Annotated in this window: 19 protein-coding genes, 1 tRNA gene and 4 pseudogenes; 14 read left to right on the top strand and 10 right to left on the bottom strand. The window is 56.1% G+C overall.

Features of this window, described 5'->3' with window-relative positions:
• The first annotated feature begins 326 nt into the window (after window positions 1-326).
• The 5 genes from ACUVSA_RS06155 (at window position 327) to ACUVSA_RS06175 (ending at window position 3,955) form a co-directional block, all read left to right on the top strand.
• A tRNA-Arg gene (locus ACUVSA_RS06155) sits at window positions 327-402 on the top strand.
• A gap of 219 nt (window positions 403-621) precedes the next feature.
• Window positions 622-1,506: a chemotaxis protein CheW gene (locus ACUVSA_RS06160; RefSeq protein WP_445894166.1), complete on the top strand. Its 885-nt coding sequence runs from the start codon at window positions 622-624 to the stop codon at window positions 1,504-1,506.
• Window positions 1,507-1,567: 61 nt separating this feature from the next.
• Window positions 1,568-1,720: a hypothetical protein gene (locus tag ACUVSA_RS06165; protein WP_445893135.1), complete on the top strand. Its 153-nt coding sequence runs from the start codon at window positions 1,568-1,570 to the stop codon at window positions 1,718-1,720.
• A gap of 529 nt (window positions 1,721-2,249) precedes the next feature.
• Window positions 2,250-3,173, top strand: a complete 924-nt coding sequence (locus ACUVSA_RS06170; protein ID WP_445893143.1) for an ABC transporter ATP-binding protein — start codon at window positions 2,250-2,252, stop codon at window positions 3,171-3,173.
• Complete coding sequence (locus tag ACUVSA_RS06175) at window positions 3,170-3,955, top strand: ABC transporter permease (protein ID WP_445893136.1); 786 nt, start codon at window positions 3,170-3,172, stop codon at window positions 3,953-3,955. Before ACUVSA_RS06170 ends, ACUVSA_RS06175 begins: the two co-directional genes overlap by 4 nt.
• Window positions 3,956-4,151: 196 nt before the next feature.
• Here ACUVSA_RS06175 and ACUVSA_RS06180 read toward each other — a convergent pair.
• The 7 genes and pseudogenes from ACUVSA_RS06180 to ACUVSA_RS06210 form a co-directional block, all read right to left on the bottom strand.
• Window positions 4,152-4,796 (bottom strand): annotated as a pseudogene (locus ACUVSA_RS06180) (cyclodeaminase/cyclohydrolase family protein).
• A gap of 6 nt (window positions 4,797-4,802) precedes the next feature.
• Entirely contained in the window at window positions 4,803-6,065 is a 1,263-nt protein-coding gene (gene hutI / locus ACUVSA_RS06185) for an imidazolonepropionase (protein WP_445894167.1), read from the bottom strand.
• Window positions 6,062-6,493 (bottom strand): hypothetical protein, encoded by a 432-nt coding sequence (locus ACUVSA_RS06190; RefSeq protein ID WP_445894179.1) that lies wholly within the window; start codon window positions 6,491-6,493, stop codon window positions 6,062-6,064. The genes hutI and ACUVSA_RS06190 overlap by 4 nt, the downstream gene beginning before the upstream one ends.
• A 6-nt stretch (window positions 6,494-6,499) precedes the next feature.
• Window positions 6,500-6,974, bottom strand: a pseudogene (locus ACUVSA_RS06195) (glutamate formimidoyltransferase); the annotation flags it as partial.
• Window positions 6,971-8,695, bottom strand: a complete 1,725-nt coding sequence (gene hutU / locus ACUVSA_RS06200; protein ID WP_445894168.1) for a urocanate hydratase — start codon at window positions 8,693-8,695, stop codon at window positions 6,971-6,973. The pseudogene ACUVSA_RS06195 and the gene hutU, both read right to left, overlap by 4 nt.
• Window positions 8,696-9,693: 998 nt before the next feature.
• Window positions 9,694-9,816 carry a hypothetical protein gene (locus ACUVSA_RS06205; protein WP_445894169.1) on the bottom strand — a complete coding sequence of 41 codons (123 nt, stop codon included), beginning with the start codon at window positions 9,814-9,816 and terminating at the stop codon, window positions 9,694-9,696.
• A gap of 75 nt (window positions 9,817-9,891) precedes the next feature.
• Window positions 9,892-11,075: pseudogene (locus ACUVSA_RS06210) on the bottom strand (putative sulfate exporter family transporter); the annotation flags it as partial.
• 69 nt (window positions 11,076-11,144) lie between these two features.
• On the opposite strand from ACUVSA_RS06210, the gene ACUVSA_RS06215 reads away from it, so the two are divergent.
• Window positions 11,145-11,477 carry a transposase gene (locus tag ACUVSA_RS06215; protein ID WP_445893218.1) on the top strand — a complete coding sequence of 111 codons (333 nt, stop codon included), beginning with the start codon at window positions 11,145-11,147 and terminating at the stop codon, window positions 11,475-11,477.
• A gap of 102 nt (window positions 11,478-11,579) precedes the next feature.
• On the top strand, window positions 11,580-11,813 hold the full coding sequence (locus tag ACUVSA_RS06220; protein WP_445894180.1) for an integrase core domain-containing protein: 234 nt from the start codon (window positions 11,580-11,582) through the stop codon (window positions 11,811-11,813).
• A gap of 255 nt (window positions 11,814-12,068) precedes the next feature.
• On the opposite strand, the gene ACUVSA_RS06225 is transcribed toward ACUVSA_RS06220, so the two are convergent.
• The 3 genes from ACUVSA_RS06225 to ACUVSA_RS06235 all read right to left on the bottom strand — a co-directional run bounded on the left by ACUVSA_RS06225 (window position 12,069) and on the right by ACUVSA_RS06235 (window position 13,416).
• Complete coding sequence (locus ACUVSA_RS06225) at window positions 12,069-12,473, bottom strand: MASE3 domain-containing protein (protein ID WP_445894170.1); 405 nt, start codon at window positions 12,471-12,473, stop codon at window positions 12,069-12,071.
• Window positions 12,470-12,877 carry an MASE3 domain-containing protein gene (locus ACUVSA_RS06230; RefSeq protein ID WP_445894171.1) on the bottom strand — a complete coding sequence of 136 codons (408 nt, stop codon included), beginning with the start codon at window positions 12,875-12,877 and terminating at the stop codon, window positions 12,470-12,472. Before ACUVSA_RS06230 ends, ACUVSA_RS06225 begins: the two co-directional genes overlap by 4 nt.
• Window positions 12,878-13,089: 212 nt before the next feature.
• A complete protein-coding gene (locus ACUVSA_RS06235; RefSeq protein WP_445893221.1) occupies window positions 13,090-13,416 on the bottom strand; it encodes a DUF2845 domain-containing protein in 327 nt (108 codons plus the stop codon).
• Between the two features lie 397 nt (window positions 13,417-13,813).
• Here ACUVSA_RS06235 and ACUVSA_RS06240 point away from each other — a divergent pair.
• The 7 genes and pseudogenes from ACUVSA_RS06240 to ACUVSA_RS06270 all read left to right on the top strand — a co-directional run bounded on the left by ACUVSA_RS06240 (window position 13,814) and on the right by ACUVSA_RS06270 (window position 19,394).
• Window positions 13,814-15,028, top strand: a pseudogene (locus ACUVSA_RS06240) (ammonium transporter).
• A 72-nt stretch (window positions 15,029-15,100) separates the two neighbouring features.
• Window positions 15,101-15,439 carry a P-II family nitrogen regulator gene (locus ACUVSA_RS06245; protein WP_445893223.1) on the top strand — a complete coding sequence of 113 codons (339 nt, stop codon included), beginning with the start codon at window positions 15,101-15,103 and terminating at the stop codon, window positions 15,437-15,439.
• Between the two features lie 347 nt (window positions 15,440-15,786).
• Window positions 15,787-16,065, top strand: coding sequence for a hypothetical protein (locus ACUVSA_RS06250; protein ID WP_445894172.1), 279 nt, complete (start codon window positions 15,787-15,789; stop codon window positions 16,063-16,065).
• Window positions 16,038-16,991 carry an ATP-binding protein gene (locus tag ACUVSA_RS06255; RefSeq protein ID WP_445894173.1) on the top strand — a complete coding sequence of 318 codons (954 nt, stop codon included), beginning with the start codon at window positions 16,038-16,040 and terminating at the stop codon, window positions 16,989-16,991. The genes ACUVSA_RS06250 and ACUVSA_RS06255 overlap by 28 nt, the downstream gene beginning before the upstream one ends.
• 19 nt (window positions 16,992-17,010) lie before the next feature.
• On the top strand, window positions 17,011-17,499 hold the full coding sequence (locus ACUVSA_RS06260; RefSeq protein WP_445894174.1) for a response regulator: 489 nt from the start codon (window positions 17,011-17,013) through the stop codon (window positions 17,497-17,499).
• A gap of 3 nt (window positions 17,500-17,502) precedes the next feature.
• Window positions 17,503-18,447 carry a sigma-54 interaction domain-containing protein gene (locus ACUVSA_RS06265; RefSeq protein WP_445894181.1) on the top strand — a complete coding sequence of 315 codons (945 nt, stop codon included), beginning with the start codon at window positions 17,503-17,505 and terminating at the stop codon, window positions 18,445-18,447.
• Between the two features lie 257 nt (window positions 18,448-18,704).
• Window positions 18,705-19,394, top strand: coding sequence for a response regulator (locus ACUVSA_RS06270; protein WP_445893226.1), 690 nt, complete (start codon window positions 18,705-18,707; stop codon window positions 19,392-19,394).
• Window positions 19,395-19,505 lie beyond the last annotated feature (111 nt).

Below are 19,505 nucleotides of genomic sequence, written 5' to 3' on the forward strand. Positions count from 1 at the left end.
AAAATTGCGCGAATGGCTTCCTGAATTTCCATGGCGCCCACTCCTTTTGGCCAATGAGCTTAGCATAACCTTTTGAGAGTGCAAAGGGGTTGCCTCTTCCTGGTGCGACGGCCCGAGTGTCTGGGAGTGGGTGAACCGTCAAGGGCCTCTTCCTGGCGAGTGAAGAAAAACCAATCAAAAGGTCCGGGTTGCATGGAATTGTTACGTGAACCAAGGAAAGGCGCCCCATGGGAAGGTGTCCCGGTACTCGAGTCGCATCCTGACGACGTTGACAGGTTCAAGGGCGTATGATAAACAACCGCCTGTCTTAGGCAGACTCCCACAGCGGGCGACTAGCTCAGTGGAGAGAGCGTTGGTCTCCGGAACCAAAGGTCCCGGGTTCGATCCCCGGGTCGCCCGCCAGCCAAAGCCCACGGAAATGCCGCATCAAGAATCTCGTAACGTGCGGCCACCACCCTTTCCAGGATCCATCCGACATCGTATTCCCGAAAAGCTTCCTTTGAAGCGAAAACATTTTTTAAAATTTTCCTCAAGTTTGACGAAGCAAAGGTCGATAAAATAGATGTAGGTTGTTGAACTTCCATTCCTCTTAAGCCGAGTGCTTCATGGAGGCCGAAGACCGTGTCGGAATGCGCACCCTCTTGTGACCAGGTACCGGGGGCGGTCGTCCAAAATGCCGCTTACAAGGGCTATGCGGATGGCTCTGTAGAGTTTTTCGGGGACCAGATCGAGATCCTTACTGGGTACTCCAGGCACGATTTCAATAGCCGCAGGCTCCGATGGCTGGACATTATGCATTCCGATGACAGAGACGCGGCAAAAAAAGCCTTTATGTCAGGGCTCAAGGGAGACAAGACCTACACGAGGCAGTACCGGGTGGTGACAAAATCCGGTCAGACCCTGTGGATTCAGGAGTGGGGACAAATTGTCTGCGACGCCGAAGGAAAGATTGACAGCGTCATCGGGGTCATTTTGGATATCACAGCACAGAAGCTGGCCGAGGAACAACGGTTGCGGATTCAACAGCGCACAGGGAAATACCTCTTATTCTCCCTCAACGCCATACAATACGGCATTCCGATTGAGCGGATTCAGGAAATCGTCAGACTTTTGCCCATGACACCTGTTCCCGGAACGCCGGCGCATGTCAGAGGAATGATGAACCTACGTGGAAAAGTGATTCCCGTGGTCGATTTGCGCAGGCGTTTCATGTTGCCCGAAGCGGAATGCTCCCAAGAAACGTGCATCATCGTGGTGGAGGTTCTGGGCACCACCGCTCCTATGCTTTTCGGCCTCTTGGTGGACGCGGTGAGTGAGGTGCAGCATATTCGAGGAGAGGACATCGATGAACCGCCGCAATTTGGCATGAACGTGGACGTGCGTTGGATCCTTGGAATGGCTCCAGTCAAAAAAACGCTGACAACCTTGCTGGATATTGATCAAGTGCTTCGCATCGAAGGATTGGAAGCCCTCAACAAAGAAACCATCGGCAACGAAAAATCATGATCAGAATCCCCATGCTCTGCGCCGTTGGATGCCGGGCCATCGAGGAAAACACAGCAGTGGAGTGTTTTTCACTCGCATTCCCGTAGCCGTGATTGACTTGATGCCTTTGGGCGGCCGGGCTTTTGACGATCGAAAAATCTCTCAGCCCAATGATGAACTGAAGCGATGGCCTTCATTAATTCCCTTGTTCACCCTCTGCGCCATGTGCCTTTAACCACCTGGTTACCTTGTCTCTCGGAACGAGGCATCGACCTCGAACGGATCCTTGTCTTTTTCGCCGCTCAGGCCCATATTTGACGGTAGCCCGTGGACGCATCGGCCACTCCACGGAAGCCACGAGCGCATCGACCCCTCTGGATGTATTTGTGGATCCATCAAATCCCTCACATTGATTCGAACATGCTGCATAAGATGGTGGACCTCTTGACCGCAAGCCCAGTATGGTGCAGCTTGCGTCTGGAAATGGGGGCCCAAGGCCCTTCGGCGCAGAATGCCCCTTGGGGCTGGCACAAAATGCTGTCAAGCCGTGCTGCAGCCAAGATGACATGCTCGCACGGACCGCGAAGGGTCACCCGGGGCGCGCAACGCGTTGTGGGCTCAGAACGAGAGACGTGTGGGGCCGAAAAGGACTGAAACCCAGTCATGCCCCCCCGAGGATCCAAGGGACTGTGAACGCCATTTGGCAGGATGGGCGGACGCTTCGAAGAACAGGAGGATAAAAGGCTGGTGTGGGTCGCGGTGCCATGGTGAGCAGCATGGAATCCGTAGTGGCGGTGGAAGGCCTCATGAAGCGCTTTCGGAATCTGACCGCGGTGGACGGCATTTCCTTTCACGTCCAGCGCGGCGAGTTCTTTGGTCTGCTCGGCCCGAACGGGGCGGGCAAGAGTACCACTATTCGGGCTCTCTACGGTTTTTCTCCGCCTACCTTCGGCCGGATTCGCGTCTTCGGCATGGATGTTCGAACCCATTGGCGCTCGATCAAAGGGCGCGTCGGGGTGTGCCACCAGGAAAACACCCTGGACCCAGACCTCACGGTGGAGGAAAATCTGTGGATCTTCGCCGGCTATTTCGGCATTCCGTTCAAGGAAGCCACGGTGCGGACTTCGGAACTTCTAGAATTTTTCTCCTTGAGCCACAAGAGGTCTTCCAGAGTGGCGGATCTTTCCGGGGGCATGATGCGCCGCCTCATTTTGGCTCGAGCCCTGATCAACCGTCCGGAACTGCTCATTCTGGATGAGCCCACCACGGGCCTGGATCCCCAAAGCCGGCATCTGCTCTGGCAAAAGCTGGAATTGCTCAAAGCCGACGGCCTCACGGTGGTCCTTACCACCCACTACATGGAAGAAGCGGCTCGGTTATGCGATCGTTTGGTGATCATGGATCATGGAAAAATTTTGGTGGAAGGGGCGCCGGAAGTCCTTGTGACGCGATATGCCGGAGCCGATGTGGTGGAAATTGAAGACCCGGACGAGGCGCTGCGCCGATACGTTCGAGAAAATCGCCTGGAACACGACGACCTGGGGGATCGCCTTCTGCTCTATGTTTCGGAAGGATCCAGCCTTCTCGACGTGGTTCGTACACGGTTCTGTGTTCGAAAGTGCACATGGCGTCGAAGCACCCTGGAGGATGTCTTCTTGCGGTTGACGGGCCGGGAGCTTCGCGAATGAACGGTATGGGCGCCGTGTCCTGGCGGTTCATTAAGGTCTGGAGGCGCAACCTTTGGACGTATCGGCGCATTTGGAAAGTGAGTTTTCTAACGCCGCTTCTGGAGCCGCTCTTTTTCGTGGCGGCCTTCGGGTTGGGACTCAGCGGTTTTATCGGAGACGTCGCCCATGGAGGCAAACACTTTGATTATGTGACCTTTATTGCGCCGGGCTTGGTGGCTACGGCCATTATGAACAATGCTTTCTTTGAAACCACCTACGCTTCCTTTGTGCGCATGTATTACCAAAAAACCTTTGACGGCATGCTGGCCACGCCGCTCAGCCTGGAAGAAATCATGATTGGAGAAATTGTCTGGAGCGCCACCAAATCGGTGGTCGCGGCTATGCTGATGAGCGGCGTTTTGGCGATTTTGGGCTTTGTGCATCCCTGGTCCGTGTTGACCCTTGTGCCGACGGCCTTTATCGGCGGACTGGCCTTTGGTGCCATAGGGCTGTGGATGACCGGCATTACGCCGCACATCGAGATGTTCAATCTGCCGGTGTTTCTCTTCATCACGCCCATGTTTCTCTTTTCCGGAACCTTTTTCCCCGTTTCATCCCTGCCTTCCTGGGCCGCCTACGCCGCTCGGGCTTTCCCTCTGTATCACCTGGTGGAGCTGTGCCGCAGAGCGCAGATCGGAGCCGCGGAATCGTCTTTGGGAATCAGCGTCGTCTACCTAGTGGCCTTTTCGGCGATATTTACCGTCCTGGCCGTCTATGCCATGAAAAAGCGCTTGATTCACTGATCCTTCGGCTATTGGGCCCAAGGGTTTCTCGGCTGGTGCGGGTACCCTAGGCCGCGAATCCAGGACCCTCTCCAAGAATGGCTTTTGGCAGCCGTTTTGATTGCACTCTGTAGGAGCGCCGCAAGGCGCGATCCGGCGTCGCGGCTTGCGGCGCTCCTGCGGAACGTGTTCTCGAACACGCTCCCAGTAGATCCTTTCACAGGTTGTGGACTAGAGCCCTCTGCAATGCTTCATGGGAACGAGCGGCGCACGATTCGATGCGCTCCAAAGCCACTCGAACCTTTTTTTCAGCGTCGCTGCGAAAAGTTTTGTCTCGCACGGATTGCAGGTTGATCCACACATTGTAGGCCGCAATGCAGGCTGCGGCTCGAATCAGCTGAACGGCGGCTCCGGCGTCGCTGGCCGCGTTGGGATTGCCCGAGCGCAGGGTCTGAGCCGCGTCGTCCATGAGCTCGTCCAAGGCGGCCAGAGTCTTCAGGGGCACTGAAGCCGCTTGCCGAAGGGCTTCTTGGATGGTTGTGGTGCGGTGCGCTTTTTCTTCGTCCGTGCTCTTGGGCAGTCGAAGACTTTCCACCACAGCTTAATAGGCGTCCGTGTCTTGCTGAAGCAGGGGCTGAAGGGTCAAAAGGCGTTGTTGCCCACGGTCTTCGATGGACGCCATGAGCGCAAAACGGTCCTGAAACTTCTCTTTGGCCAGGGCGAGACGGGCCACCATAGTTGTGAGGGCCGTAGCCAGCGCTCCGGCCAGGGCGGCCACGGTGCCGCCGCCGGGAACTGGCTGGGCCGAGGCCAGTTCTTCAAGGAATCCATGAACGGTCAATTGGCTGAGATCTTTGGGCATGTCATTTCATCCTGTCCAAGGCGCGTATTGTTCGCCTTTCTTGTAGACCTGAGCAACCGGGTTGACCCCTGCATGGTAGGCGATGACAGCAGGGGTTTCTCCATCGAGGACCGCAAAATCCGCCTGTTTGCCCACATCCAAGCCGCCGACACGCGCCGCGGCTCCTACCGCATAGGCGGCGTTCAGTGTGGCCGCCACCAGGGCTTCTTCCACGGAAAGGCCCATCATGAAGACCGCTAATCCGAAGACGAACGGCATGGATTCCGTGTAAGACGATCCTGGGTTGGTATCGGTGGCCAGAGCCACGGGAACCCCAAGATCGATCATGGTGCGCACCGGGGCGAAGGGTTTGCGCAGGCAATAGGCCGTTGCCGGAAGCACCACCGCAATGGTTCCCGCCTGGGCCATGGCACGAAGGTTTTCTTTTCGGGCCGCCAGGAGATGTTCCGCGGAAACGGCGCGGATTTCCGCCGCCAGGGCCGCTCCGCCCAGATCATGGACTTCGTCGGCATGGATCTTCGCTCCAAGCCCTTGGGCTTGGGCGGCTTTGAGAATGCGCCGGCTCTGTTCCACCGAAAAAACCCCCTTTTCACAAAAGACATCACAAAACCGGGCAATCCCTTGAGCCACGACGGCAGGGAGCATCTCTTGGATGAGCCGGTCCACATAGGCGTCACTTCGATCCCGGTATTCTTCCGGCACGGCGTGAGCGCCCATGAGGGTGGGGACCACATCGAGCGGGGTTTCTCGGGCGAGGCGCGCAATGACCCGAAGCATTTTCAGTTCCGTGGCCGTATCCAGCCCATAGCCGCTCTTGATTTCCACCGTGGTGGTGCCCGGCCTCAGGGCGCTCATCGCCCTTCGATGAGTGGCTTCGTAGAGGGCCGACTCCTCGGCTTGCCGAACCGAGCGCACGGTGGAAAGAATGCCGCCGCCTCGACGTAAAATCTCCAGGTACTCCACGCCTTGAAGGCGCAGCGAAAATTCCTGCTCCCGAGGCATCATAAAACACAGGTGCGTGTGGGGATCCACGAATCCAGGGATGACGCATCGCCCGCCGAGGTCGATTTCGTGGTCCACGTCCAGGGCCGTTGCGGCAAGCCTCTGCAGGACCTGGTCTTCCGGGCCCACGGCTTCCAAAAGCCCATTTCGGCACAGCAGGGCGCCTCGGTCCAGGACCCGAACATCACCTTGAAGCGGACCGGCCTTGGGGGTGCCGGAATCCACAGGGGTGAAGATGGCGGCGTTTCGAAAGAGTTTGGTGATCATGGGTTGTTGTCAAGCATCTCCAGCATCTTGAGTTCGATGATTTGGTCGGGTGAAAAACCTACGATCTGTAGATAATACGCGGCACTTTCCAGAAGGGCGGCGGCCGGCACCATGCCATAGACTTCGGTTTCCACCACGGGCACGCCCCAGCGCTTGGCTTCCGTGCGTATCAGCTCGGTGACACGGTAGAGGGCGTTCTTTTCGTAATCCACCACGTTGAGGCTCACCTGCACCAAGCCTCGGTCTTTCAGAGCCAGTCCGATCCCCTTGACGTGGCACAGTCCTCCACTGAAGGCGCGCACGACCTTGGCGATTTCCTTGGCGATGCGCACATCGGACGTGCCGAGGTTCACGTTGAAGGCCACGAGGAACTTTCGAGCTCCGATGACGGTGGCACCGGCCGTGGCATGCAGTCGGGGTTCGCCCACGTCGGGGTGCCTTTCGGGTTTCGAAATGTCCGCCTTCAAACCTTCGTACTGGCCTTGACGAATGACTTCGAGGCGTGCGCTCCGGACGCAGGGCGGCTTCTTCGTAAAAGTAGACAGGAATTCCCGTTTCCTCATGAAAGCGTTTGCCGAACGCACGGGCCAAAGCCCCACATTCATCCATGCTCATGTGGCGCAAGGGGACAAAGGGGATGACATCCACGGCCCCGATACGAGGATGCGCACCCTGGTGCTGGTTCATGTCAATGTGCGCCACCGCCTCTTTGGCCGCTTCCAGAAGAGCCTCCTGAATGGGTTCCGGAGCTCCGGCCAAGCTCACCACCAGCCGGTTGTGATCAGCGTCCGCTCGGTAGTCCAACAGGGCGCAACCACGCTTGGACCGGAACGGGGCCACAATAGCTTCGATGACGTCGGGGCGGCGCCCTTCACTGAAATTGGGCACACATTCGATCCATGGGCTCATGGGTGGCCTTCCTCCTGAGGTGGCACCATGGGGATTTTGACACCGCGTTCCCGAGCCACCTGGATCGCGCGTTCGTAGCCGGCATCGGCGTGGCGGATAATGCCGGTGGCCGGGTCATTGCGCAGCACTGTGGTGACTCGAACTTCTCCTTCGTCCGTCCCGTCGGCCACGGTGACTTGGCCTGCATGCAGCGCGTAACCGATGCCCACGCCCCCTCCGTGATGAGAGCTTACCCAACTGGCTCCTGACGCCGTGTTCACCAAGGCATTGAGCACGGGCCAGTCGGCGATGGCGTCGGAACCGTCTCGCATGGCTTCCGTTTCCCGGTTCGGGGAGCCCACGGAGCCGCAGTCCAGATGATCGCGCCCAATAACAATGGGGGCTTTGACGGCGCCTTGGCGCACCAGATCGTTAAAGATTTTGCCCGCCTTGTCCCGTTCACCGTAGCCGAGCCAGCAGATGCGCGCCGGCAAGCCCATGTGCGCCACTCGCGCCTCAGCCATTTGCAACCAGCGGACCATGCGTGTCTTCTCCGGAAAGGCTTCCATGAGCGCCTGGTCGGTGACGACGATATCCTGCGGGTCTCCGGACAAGGCCACCCATCGAAAAGGCCCTTCTCCCTCACAGAAAAGCGGCCGAATGTAGGCGGGCACGAATCCGGGAAAATCAAAGGCGTTATGTACCCCTCGCTTCAGGGCCTGGCCTCGCAAATTGTTCCCGTAATCAAAGGCGACGGCCCCTCTTTGCCTCATGTCCAGAATGGCCCGACAATGGACGGCCATGGAATCCATGGCCATGTCGATGTAGCGCTTGGGGTCCTTCTTTCGCAGGGCCAAGGCCTCATCGTAGGGAATGCCCGCCGGGACATATCCGTTCAATTCGTCATGGGCACTGGTTTGGTCCGTGACCACATCGGGAACAAACCCCACGGCCACCATTGTGGGCAGCACCTCGGCACAGTTGCCCAACAAACCGATGGAAAGGGGTTTTGAGGCCGCGGCCGCTTCCCGAGCCATGGCCATGGCTTGGTCCAGGTCCTCCACCATGACGTCCGGGTATCGCGTGTCCAGGCGTCGTTGAATCCTATGTTGATCCACTTCCACGCAGATGGCCACGCCTTCGTTCATGGTGACGGCCAGCGGTTGTGCGCCTCCCATGCCGCCCAAGCCTCCGGTCACGGTGATCTTTCCGGCCAAGGAACCCCCAAAATGCTTTTCCGCCAAGGCGGCAAAGGTTTCATAGGTTCCTTGTAAAATGCCCTGCGTGCCGATGTAGATCCAGGAACCGGCCGTCATTTGACCGAACATGATGAGTCCCTTGGCTTCCAGCTCATGAAAATAGTCCCAGTTGGCCCATGCGGGCACAAGGTTGGCGTTGGCGATAAGCACGCGCGGGGCCGTGGGATAGGTCCTGACCACACCTACGGGCTTTCCCGATTGCACCAAAAGGGTTTCATCGTTTTCCAGGTGCAGAAGGGACTGCACGAGCGCATCAAAGCTGGCCCAGTTTCGCGCCGCCTTACCGGTGCCTCCATAAACAATGAGTTCGTCGGGTTTTTCGCCCGTTTCCGGATCCAGATTGTTGCACAGCATGCGCAAAGCCGCTTCCTGGTGCCAGCCCTTGCAGTGCAGGGTGGCGCCTCGAGGGGCTCGCACCGGGCGGGGTTTTGCGCAGCCGATGCGGAGTTCCTTGAGGAGTTTTTCTTTTGGGGTGAGATTCATCTTCGTGTCCTCCCTCGGCGCTTTGAGCCTCTTAAAGGTGGCGGCTCTTTCAACGGCCCTTGAAGGCCGCGCGCTGGAGTTTTGAGAGGCTGGATTCGAGAGGCCGCTCTCCTGGATGCCCTTTGCACGAGGTGGTCGTGTCAAGAGTGGATGCCGACCCCTGGTTTCGAAGGGTCAGCCCCTTTGGCTGCCCATGATGAGGGACCTCAAGGCCCGCGGCCCCTTTGATCACGGACCTCGAAAAAGCCTTTCTCTGATGGAGAGCCCTTCACACCTTAAGGCGTGATGACGGCAGGGTCTTTGACCATACCAAAGTAGCGAAAGGCGCCGTCTTTGACAATCTGAACCTGGAAATCCTTGACGACTTCTCCGACCGGGGTAAAGCCTTGAATGACACCGGTCAGACCATTGAAGTTCTTGGTGGCGCCATGGCTTTTGGACCTCAGTGCCCTCCGTGCTTCCTGCTCGGCGAAGCACGAGCGCGAACAGCTTGAATCGCACGGGGGAAATGCCCATGCTGGAGGCCGCCGTTTCGTCTTCTCGAAGGGCGAAACAGGCTAGGCCGGCCAGCTTCGTGTAAGCCACCGGCATACCACCAGCACCAGAGCAAGAAACGCAAGGCAGAGCCAAAGATAGGTCATGTTTTTCAAGGGAACCTGAAAAAAGCGTTCGCGAGGAATCCCTCCGATACCCAAGGCTCCGACCGTCAGGGGCATCCGCGTGGGCGACGGGGAGAATGCGCAAAGTGCCATAAGCGAAAGCGAGCTCCAGCGTCACCAGTGCATAAATGGATCCGATGGCCATGCCGTTGAGAAGCTGCTCCAAAAAAGGCGCATCATGAGCCATCCCTAGTGTGGGTTCGCGGCAGACAGGGCGGATGCCTTACACAGGGCCCCTCGTTGGATCGTCAAGATGCTCATGGGCAGAATGCAAAAGCAAAAACCCGGACCGTGGGCGGTCCGGGTCCGTTATGAAAGGGCGTTTTTTAGGCCGGAAGATCAGTGCCCTCCCGGGAAAAAGAACTGGCTGGCACCGTACAGCACTCCGATGAGCCCCACCCCGAGAAGAAGACTCCAAGCGATAAGCTTCTTTTTCACCGGCAGCAGCGGCTCATACTCCATTTTTTTATTTCCTCAGAAATGTTCGGTTCGTTTTGTGAGCTCATGAAGATAGCTCCTCCTCGGCAATTGCTTGTCTCACCCCGAGCTTGACTCGGCCGGCAACACGGGTGGCAGAACCCCGTGGAAGAACAGCCAAGAGATGGCCGGTCCGATCCAAATGACAAAATCGAATAGGCAGATCACGTACACGGCGGCCAGCTTGCCACTGCCTTCCTGTCTGAGGTTCTTGAAATTGGAGACCAACCCCATGCTGAAGAAGGTGAGAACAAAAAAGAGCTCGCGGAAAACGTCTCCCTCGGCGGTAAAAGCTTTGGCAGCCTTGAGGGTTTTTTCAGGGCCCTCAGCCGTGGCCTGCAGCTCCGCAATCTGGATCTTGAGCTGGGAGAGCCGCTGCTGCAAGGCGGATGTTTCGGCATCGTCGGCCGTGGCCGCGATTTGCGTTGTGATGGCGGCCACGTCTTTGTTCAGATCGGCCACCTTGGCCTTGACGACCCCTGCCGTGCGGGACGCGGGCCAGCACAGAAGCAGAAGAAGAAAGAACGTTCCCGCGTATCCCAGACAAACGTGGGAAGACGATGCCAGATTTCGATGGCGCGGACCTTTTGGCCGGCCTTGCATTCGATTTTGCTGCACCAGAGGACCGCCAAAATAAAGGCCCAAATGCCGATGAAGATATCCATAAACATTTTCACCGTGGTGGTGGTCATGGTGATCCAGCCCTCGACGAATTTGATGCCCTGGGCATTGAGCGCTTTGGCTCGAATCAGGGCGTCGGTGATGGCGCCGCTGGCCGCTGCGCCGCCGTTCGATTTGACGGCAAGGCCCATCCACGCCCCGGCCACCAGAGGGTCATGATAGAGAAACGCTTGCGCGATAAAGGGCAGGATGACTATTTCCACGGCAATGAAGATGACGGTGAGGGAGGAAACCATAATCGGAACCATCGGATGGGCATTGATGGCTTCGCCGGTGGCGATGGCTGCAGATACTCAGCAGATGGAGATGCCGGATGCCAGAAGGGCAGACCATTCCCGGCTAAACCTAAAGTAGCGACGCGCGATGAAATAAGTCAAAGCCCAATAGATGAGGTAGGCTTCCACGATGGCACAAAAGCCTCGAAACATGATGTTGCTGGCGAGACTCAAAGATTCGGCAGCCTTCAACCCAAAGCCGGCGCCCATGATGACAATGGCCGTCTTGATATAGAGCTCAGGGCGTGCCGCCTCTCGAAGGTATTCCGCAACCCCCGGTAGGAAGTTGTATAGTGACCCCAAACGGGACTGGGCCAACAAGAAGGGGTAGGTTTGGACAGAGAAGGGGGGTGTAAGATGGAAGGTAAACCGGTGAAGCCAGTTCGTAGAAAAAGGTGGCCGGCCAATCGTAAGAGGGACCTCTTGTTGAAGGTCCTTCAGGGGCAAAAAACCATCGTGGATGCGGCCCGCGAACACGATCTCAAGCAGAGCGAGATCGAGCAATGGATGGAGACATTGATCACCTGCGCCACGGAGGGTCTCAAAGCTCATCCCAAATCCATAGAAGCCATCGACCAAAAAGAGCTCAAGCAGCATCAGAAAAAGATCGGTGAACGGGGGCTGCAGATCGATGTTTTAAAAAAAGCCGAGCGTATTCTCAGCGAGGGAGAGAGCTTGTTTTTCGAGTAAAAATGGAACTTGAGGCAGAGGGCTATAAAGTCAGTTTACGCGAAGTTGCCGAATGTTTAGATGTGCCATAGTCCACCACTTAAACTTGTCCGCCGCTAGGGTCTGTGCCCAGAGTCCCTCAGCCCTTACAGTCCGCAACAAAACGGGGGGATCGAACGGTTCACGAGAACGCTTAAAGAGGAGTGTTTCTGGTTGCCCCTGTTTTCGTCTTTCGCTGAGGCACAGGCGATCATTGAAACCGGGATCCAGGCGTATAACACCGAGCGGTCACACCACGAGCTGGGATACGTCTCTTCGGTTGAGTCCCGCTATGAGCACGCTGCTCAGTCGCCATGAAGAACGCGGTGGGGCTGTGGCTTTTTCCTGAGGAAACCGCCCCGCTAAAGGCTCAGAGGGCGCGATCCTTTGTTCTTGCCACCAAGAGACAAGAGAACAGCGGTGCGTTACCAATCACACGAATTTTGGTCTTGATGGATAGGGGGTATTACACATCACCAGGACCTGGTCCGTCGGCTAGGGGTAGTGTTTTCTAAGACAATCCGGACAGATGCCATGGGAAAGCCTGGCTTCTGTGTGGGATCGAAGATAAGCTTATAAGCCGTGCCAGGTCCCGTGATCGTCCCGAATCCTTTTGCAATAAGAACAGATGGGAGGCAGACCCCGCAGGGTTCTGATTTCCTTGAGGGCCGTCTCGAGTGTGTCCTTTTTTTCGGAAAGATGTTGTTCGTTAGGTTTCATTTGGCGAGAGAGGACGGCGCAAGGCTCTTGGATGGTCGTTCGAACCAGGGCTTCGAAGATGAACCAAAAGGATACGAATTTGAACAGGTGGCCCATCATGTTGGACAGACCGTAAAGGTTCACGTAGAGGGTGAAAGCCAGTTCAGCCATCACGGTTGCAGCCAAAGCGGCCCAGAGCAGTCCAAGGACCTTGGGCTCGAAAATCTCTCGAATTGTGTAAAGTCGAACGCCCGCCGCGACGAAGATGCCGCAGATCACACATATTCGCTGATAACTTTAAACCCTGTGAGTCCCTTCCCTTCCAGAAAACAATCAGGAAAAGTCCTCCAAGCCAGGATCAAAACAACAGCAGGTAGGGTAATCAGTGTGTACCCGGAAAACAAGAGACCGGCCGGGGCTTTGCGCCGGGCATAGGACGGGGCTGCCAGGAAAGAAAGGCTCTCCAAGTAACGTGCCAGAATCCAAAGTTGCGACGGTTCGTTGGCCGTGATGTGATGAAACACGCCCATGCCCTTATAGACAAGGGTGTGGACCAGATCCACAAAGCCCACGAAGAGGTAGGCCATTCCAAGAAAAAGGAGATAGTGGTTGGAGGCGTAGGCTTGACCAGCCCACGCCGGAACAAAGATCAAGGCGGCGACCACGACGCGAAAGATTTCCACCCCTGTCTCCTCACACGTCTTCTCCTCTTTTTCCTCGATTTACTTGGAAAAACCAGTTGGTTCTAAGAGTCCACGGGATTCTCTCATGAAAGACCTTGGCCTTGCGGTCCGAACATTTGAGAAGAGCTTAAGGGCGTCCTGGCGAAACGCGGTCAGCCGAAATCTGTCGATCAAACCCCAAGGACTTGAGAAGCCGATTTGCGGTCGGGCTGTCAGTGCCCGCGCTCGCCTCGATGAATTTCCGCCAAACGCCCGCCTTCAAAGCGCAGGGTATGCACGAAATCGGTGGGGCCGAAGTTGTAAACCCATTCTTCCACCACCATCTTGTCGTAGCCGTAACGGGTGCGAACGATCTTTTCGCCCACATGCTGTTGATACAAAGGAGGACCGCACTTGACGGCCACGTCCCCTTTGGTTTCTCCGATCAGAACGAGCCGGGAGCCGCACCGAAGCGAGGATAGGGAACCCTGCGCCTTGACGGTGTCCATCGGGAGGCCAAGAACCAAAAATAAGATGATCAGTGCCGCGCACGCTTTCATGATTCGCTCCTCGGCCCCACAAAGGCCTCTTTCCGTGCAAACCGCATCTTGCCGTTCCCGCTTCGTGCCCCGATTCTTTCTGCCGACGCCGAAAGCAACGAAATCATAACCCGGTCAAGATCCGGGCACAATTTTGTTCTGCACTGCAGGGGCATGAAAGCCTTGCTTTTTTGCTCTAAGCCTTTGGCAAGCCTAAACATCGCCGGCGATGGCTAAACAAATTTGTGGCCACAAACATCCTTTTGACTCCTTTTGTCGGGCGAGAAGGCGGACTGAAACCCTTTACCGGCAAGGTCTTTGGGAATGTGGCCTAAACCTTGCCAGAAGAAAAGGGATCTGAACACGGGTGGAAGGAGATCCTTAGGGCACACACGCACGGAAAAGGAGAAAGGCAAAGATGGACAGCGGCGATACGGCATTCGTGCTTTTGGCCTGCGCTCTGGTAATGCTCATGACTCCGGGCCTGGCCCTCTTTTACGGAGGTCTTGTTCGTTCCAAAAATGTTTTGGCCACTATGTTGCAGAGCTTCATCTGTCTTGGGGTTGTTTCCATTCTCTGGGTGGTCTGTGGTTATAGCTTGGCTTTCGGGCCAGACCGGTGGGGGCTTATCGGGGGATTGGACTGGGCTTTGCTGCGATCAGTTGGATTGGATCCCGGGCTATATGCCGCCACCATTCCGCACCTGCTCTTTTCGGCATTTCAGCTCATGTTTGCCATCATCACGCCGGCCCTCATCACGGGAGCCTTTGCAGAACGCATGAAGTTTTCGGGCTTTTTGCTCTTCACCGTCCTGTGGACACTTCTGGTGTATTTTCCCGTATGCCACTGGGTGTGGGGCGGTGGATGGTTGGGAAAGTTGGGCGCGTTGGATTTTGCCGGCGGAACAGTCATTCACATCAATTCGGGGGCTGCCGCCTTGGCCTGCGCGCTCGTGGTGGGCAAGCGGCGTGGGTACCGCAAGGAACCCTTTTAGCCCCATAATCTGCCCTTGACAGTGTTGGGGGCTGGGCTTTTGTGGTTCGGATGGTTTGGATTCAATGCCGGAAGCGCATTGGCGGCGGGCATGGTGGCGACCCTGGCCTTTTTCAATACTCAGGTCGTCGCAGGAGCCGCGGCGGTGGCCTGGGTCACGGTGGAATGGATCAAGATCGGAAAGCCCACAATGTTGGGAGCGGCTTCTGGAGCCGTGGCCGGATTGGTGGCCGTGACCCCGGCAGCCGGATTCGTAAGCCCTATGGCGGCAATGTGGATCGGTCTTGTGGCGGGAGGAGTCTGTTACGGGGCCGTGATGGCCAAGGAGAAGTTAAACTACGACGACGCCTTGGACGTGGTGGGTATTCATGGAGTTGGAGGACTCTGGGGAGCCTTGGCCACAGGACTTTTCGCGTCCACCGCTTCCAACACCGCCGGGGCCGACGGGCTGTTTTACGGCAATGCCACGCAACTTCTCGTGCAGGCTTTGGGAGCCCTTGCGACGATCGTCTATTCCTTTGCGCTCTCCTGGATTCTGCTGAAGGTGACAGGGGTCGTCACGGGGTTACGTGTGCCGGATGATGAGGAAGTCCAGGGCTTGGATCTCTCCCAGCACAGCGAAACAGGCTATAAGCTCTAAAAAGGATCAGCGCCTTGAGTCATCTCTTCCAGCGCTTTGGGTTCCATAAAAGGGCCGAGAAAGGACCAGAGTATGGTTAAGATTGAAGCCATTATTCAGCCGTTTGTTCTGGAACAGGTCAAGGAGGCTTTGGACTCCATAGGCATCACGGGCCTTACGGTGACAGAAGTGCGTGGGTTCGGGAGGCAGAAAGGGCACCGCGAAATCTACCGAGGGGCCGAGTACCTGGTGGCCTTCCAGCCCAAGATCAAGGTGGAAACCGTGGTGCCCGAATCGAGTACGGAAGAGGTGGTGGAAATGATTCAGCGGGCTGCGCGCACCGGCAAAATCGGTGACGGCAAGATCTTTGTCTATCCTCTGACCCAGGTCATTCGCATTCGAACGGGAGAACGTGGCGATACGGCCATTTGATGGAATCTGGAATTCTTTTCGGTGTCAGTGACTTGCCTCCATGAACCAAAGAGCAGTGGGCCGGGGCAAAGCTCAAGTTCCCGGCACGAAAAGACTTCCACTCTTTGATGACGGTCGGTGCTTCTATAGCATGCCCTTGACCATGGCTACGTGGATTCACTAAACTTAATTCAAAAGCAAGCGGATGCGCGAGAGTAACTTCCACGGCGCCTTTTCCACGTATTCGCTCGGTAGCGTTTCGAAGGCTGGTCTGGGCCATGGCGATGTGATGCGCCAAAAGGGCTGTATCTGAGCGTGTGGCCGTAAAAACGTAGGCCTTTTTCACCTTGGGTTCAGGAGAAGAAGGCATGGCATCCCTGGAAATTTCCCATTTATTCTATGCATTTCGGGATATTGCCGTCGTCGTGCATTCCAGCGCGGACCCTCGTGAAATCTCTCAACTGGTGGTCTGGAAGATCCCGGAGGTGCTGAGAGCCAAAGGTGCCCTCCTCTGTGTGATCAACTTGGCAACGCAAAAAATGGAAGTGCACGCGGCTTATGGCCTTAGTGAAGCTTACCTGGCAAAAAACCCGCCTCAAACCACGAAATCTTCACCCGTTTGTGCAAGGACGATCGCCTCATTGTGATCAACGACCTCTTCAATGACCCTCGTGTGGAATTTCCTCAGGAAACCTACGCCGAAGGCATTCGATCGATGGTGGATGTGCCCCTGTGCCTGCGAGAGCATGTGATGGGCGTCTTCAGAATTTTCTTTCCGGACGTTCGAGACATAAGCCCTGAGGAACGAGATTTTATCACGGCCGTAGCCAGGCTCACCGCGTGCGCTTTGGACAAGGCCCGACTTTTTGAAGAGCAGCAGAGCCGCTACGACGAATTGGCACGCCAAGCAGAGAAGTTTTCGGCTCTAGGACGGATGGCCGCCGGCATCGCTCACGAGATCAATAACCCTTTGGCAAGTATTCTTCTCTACAGCACCAATGCTTTGAAAAAGGTTCCACCGGACAGCCCCATTAAGGAATCCCTCAAAATCATTGTGAGCGAAACCCAACGGTGCCGAAGCATCGTGCGAGACCTGCTGGAATTCAGCCGAGACAGAAAACCCAGCAGGTCCTTGGAAAACCTCAACAGGATTATCGAAAAAGTGCTCGTGGTCCTGCAAAATGAGCTGATGCTGCACCACTTGCACCTGCATAAAGACTTGGCACCAGACATGCCCGACACCCTTTTGGACGGTCGTCAGATGCAACAGGTGTTTGTCAACATCATTCTCAACGCCGTTGAGGCCATGAATCCCGGAGGAGCCTTGGAAATTCGAACCTTTGTGGACAAGGTCAAAGGCGTGCAGGGAGTGATGATCCGTGACGATGGCTGCGGCATTCCTCCGGAGCTCATTCACAAAATCTTTGAGCCTTTTTTCTCCACTCGGCCCAAGGGCACAGGGCTGGGGCTCGCGGTGAGTTACGGCATCGTCAAGGCTCACGGCGGTGAGATCAGCGTGGAGAGTCAGACGGGTCTGGGGACGTGCTTTACGATCACCTTGCCCTTGCAATAGTTTCGTAGGGTGTGGTGAGATGTGTTTTGACGCCGAGGTGACGCTTAAGGGACGGGTCCTGATTATTGAAGACGAAAAAAGCCTGGCGCTCGCCTGCCGATCCATTCTGGAAGAGCATGGCCACCACGTGCAGCACTGCCTGAAGGGCCGTGAGGGGCTGAGTCTTCTGCAGCAGGATGATTTTGACGTGCTGTTGCTGGACCTCCGTCTTGGGGATATGGACGGTATGCAGATCCTCGAGGAAGCTGGCCGCATGAATCACAGCGCTTACATAATCATCATGACCGCCTACTCCACAGTGCCCAACGCTCTTGAAGCTATGAAATTGGGCGCCTTTGATTACCTCACCAAACCCTTTACCGATGATCAGCTGATTTTGTGCGTGCGGCGTGCCGTCGAAAAAAAGAGGCTCGTGCAAGAAAATGCGCGGCTCAAAAGAGAACTGGTCGACCGATATGCGTTTTCCAACATCGTCGGAGAGAATCCAAAAATTCTTGAAGTTTTCTAACACATCCAACGCGTCGCTCCAACAGACTGCACTGTGCTCATCTGTGGGGAGCATGGCACAGGAAAAGAACTCGTGGCCCGAGCCATTCATGCCCACAGCCGTCGAGCTTCAGAAAAATTCATCGCCATCGACTGCAGCACCCTGTCTCCTTCTCTGCTGGAAAGCGAGCTGTTTGGGCACGTCAAAGGGGCCTTCGCAGGGGCCACTCAGGACAAGGCCGGGATTTTTCAAATCGCCGGCAATGGCACGCTCTTTCTTGATGATATTGCCAACCTTAGCCTGGAAATTCAGGGAAAGCTGTTGCGCGTGCTGGAAGCCAAAGAATATAAACCAGTGGGGGCTTCGGAGTTCCGAACCACCGAGGCGAGGGTCATCTCTGCGACCAACAAGGATCTTCGATCCCTTGCGGCTCAAGGCGCTTTCCGCGAGGATCTCTTATACCGACTCGATGTCTTTCCCATCTTTCTTCCCCCGCTTCGGGAACGTAAAGACGACATCCCGCGACTCGCCTACCATTTTCTTCAATTATTTTGCCGAAAGATGTCCAAGCACATCGAGGGCTTCACCGAAGATGCCCTGGAAGCTATGGTCAACCATCCCTGGCCTGGCAATGTGCGCCAACTCAAAAACGTTGTGGAACGGATCGTGATCATGATCGACCAACCACTGGTGGATCTTTCCACTCTGATGGATCACCTGGAAACGCGACGTCGCTGGTCTTACGCAAGAATTCCACGAACCCTCAGTGAGCTGAAGAGTTTCAAAAAGGTTGTGCTTCGCGAACATTACGACGGTGTGGAAAAGCTTTTTCTTCTGCAAGCCCTACGAGAACACGGCGGAAATATCTCCAAAGCCGCTCAAGCCGTGGGCATGCAGCGGTCCAACTTTTCCGCTCTCATGAAACGGCATCACATCCCCACTAGCTTCAAAAGATCCTCATCCGTATAAGGACTTATACGGCCACAGGGCGGCCGCCCTTCGGAGAATTTCTCCATCCATGCCCCTGGGGATGTATTTTTTTCTAGACATCCCCGCTTCGCGCAGGGCAGCGAGGCTGTCCGCAGTAACGGGCATCCCACGAATTTTCTAAGGGAGCGCGATCCATGAAGGGTGGTGACATGTCCTCTTCCATGGCACAAAGCTTGCCTAAGGAACGATTGGCGAAGGGTAACAATGTTACAGCAAGCATAGAGAGGAGGTAAGCCATGAGTGCCGTTGTGGAAAGGTTTGAGATCAAGACAAAGGGCCCCCCTCAAATTCTCCTTATGGAAGATGAAATCCATGTGGCCAAGGGGCTGCAGATGGTGTTGGCTGAGGAAGGCTACGATGTCCAATGGGCGATGACGGGAAGGAATGCCCTGGAAAAAATCGGGGAGACGTCCTTTGACCTCCTGGTGGCCGATCTCAAGCTGCCGGACATAAATGGGATGGATGTGATTCGACATGTCAAAGGACGCCGTCCGGAAACGGAAGTGGTGGTCATTACAGGGTATTCATCCGTGGAGTCTGCGGTGGAGGCGATGAAGATCGGGGCTCGAGACTACTTGCCTAAGCCTTTTACTGAAGAGGAATTCAAAAAAGTCGTCAATGCTGCCTTGAGCAAGCGTCTTGAAGCGCTGACCAAGGAAATCGCAAAAGTCGAGGACTTTGACGAAAGCAGCCCTATAGAGCGCCGGGAAGTCCTGCGCGTTTTGAACCGCGCGGCCGATGACGAGGCGTTTTGGAAAACGTTGGTGCAAGAGGGGCCTGAAGCTTTGAGTGCGTACAGGCTGAGCACGGAAGCGAAAAGAGCTATCGTTTCGGGTGATCTTTCATGGATCAACGAGCACATCGGAGAACTGACCCAGAAGCAATTGCTGGTCCTTCACAAACTGATGGAAATAACCATCTGGTGAGCCCCAAAAAAAGGAGGCCAACCATGAGCAGGGACAGCATGCGTGGTGAGTTGCCTGTGGGATCGGTCCTGGTGGTGGGGGGTGGGATTGCGGGTATGCAGTCGGCCCTGG

Source organism: Desulfosoma sp. (assembly GCF_052743555.1).

Excerpts from the sequence above, each read along its gene's own strand:
- ACUVSA_RS06245 (WP_445893223.1), top strand. The coding sequence starts at position 15,101 with ATGGTTAAGATTGAAGCCATTATTCAGCCGTTTGTTCTGGAACAGGTC.
- hutU (WP_445894168.1), bottom strand. The coding sequence starts at position 8,695 with ATGAATCTCACCCCAAAAGAAAAACTCCTCAAGGAACTCCGCATCGGC.
- ACUVSA_RS06215 (WP_445893218.1), top strand. The coding sequence starts at position 11,145 with ATGGAAGGTAAACCGGTGAAGCCAGTTCGTAGAAAAAGGTGGCCGGCC.
- ACUVSA_RS06205 (WP_445894169.1), bottom strand. The coding sequence starts at position 9,816 with ATGGAGTATGAGCCGCTGCTGCCGGTGAAAAAGAAGCTTATCGCTTGG.
- ACUVSA_RS06260 (WP_445894174.1), top strand. The coding sequence starts at position 17,011 with ATGTGTTTTGACGCCGAGGTGACGCTTAAGGGACGGGTCCTGATTATT.
- ACUVSA_RS06270 (WP_445893226.1), top strand. The coding sequence starts at position 18,705 with ATGAGTGCCGTTGTGGAAAGGTTTGAGATCAAGACAAAGGGCCCCCCT.
- ACUVSA_RS06250 (WP_445894172.1), top strand. The coding sequence starts at position 15,787 with ATGGCATCCCTGGAAATTTCCCATTTATTCTATGCATTTCGGGATATT.
- ACUVSA_RS06235 (WP_445893221.1), bottom strand. The coding sequence starts at position 13,416 with ATGAAAGCGTGCGCGGCACTGATCATCTTATTTTTGGTTCTTGGCCTC.
- hutI (WP_445894167.1), bottom strand. The coding sequence starts at position 6,065 with ATGATCACCAAACTCTTTCGAAACGCCGCCATCTTCACCCCTGTGGAT.
- ACUVSA_RS06175 (WP_445893136.1), top strand. The coding sequence starts at position 3,170 with ATGAACGGTATGGGCGCCGTGTCCTGGCGGTTCATTAAGGTCTGGAGG.
- ACUVSA_RS06170 (WP_445893143.1), top strand. The coding sequence starts at position 2,250 with ATGGTGAGCAGCATGGAATCCGTAGTGGCGGTGGAAGGCCTCATGAAG.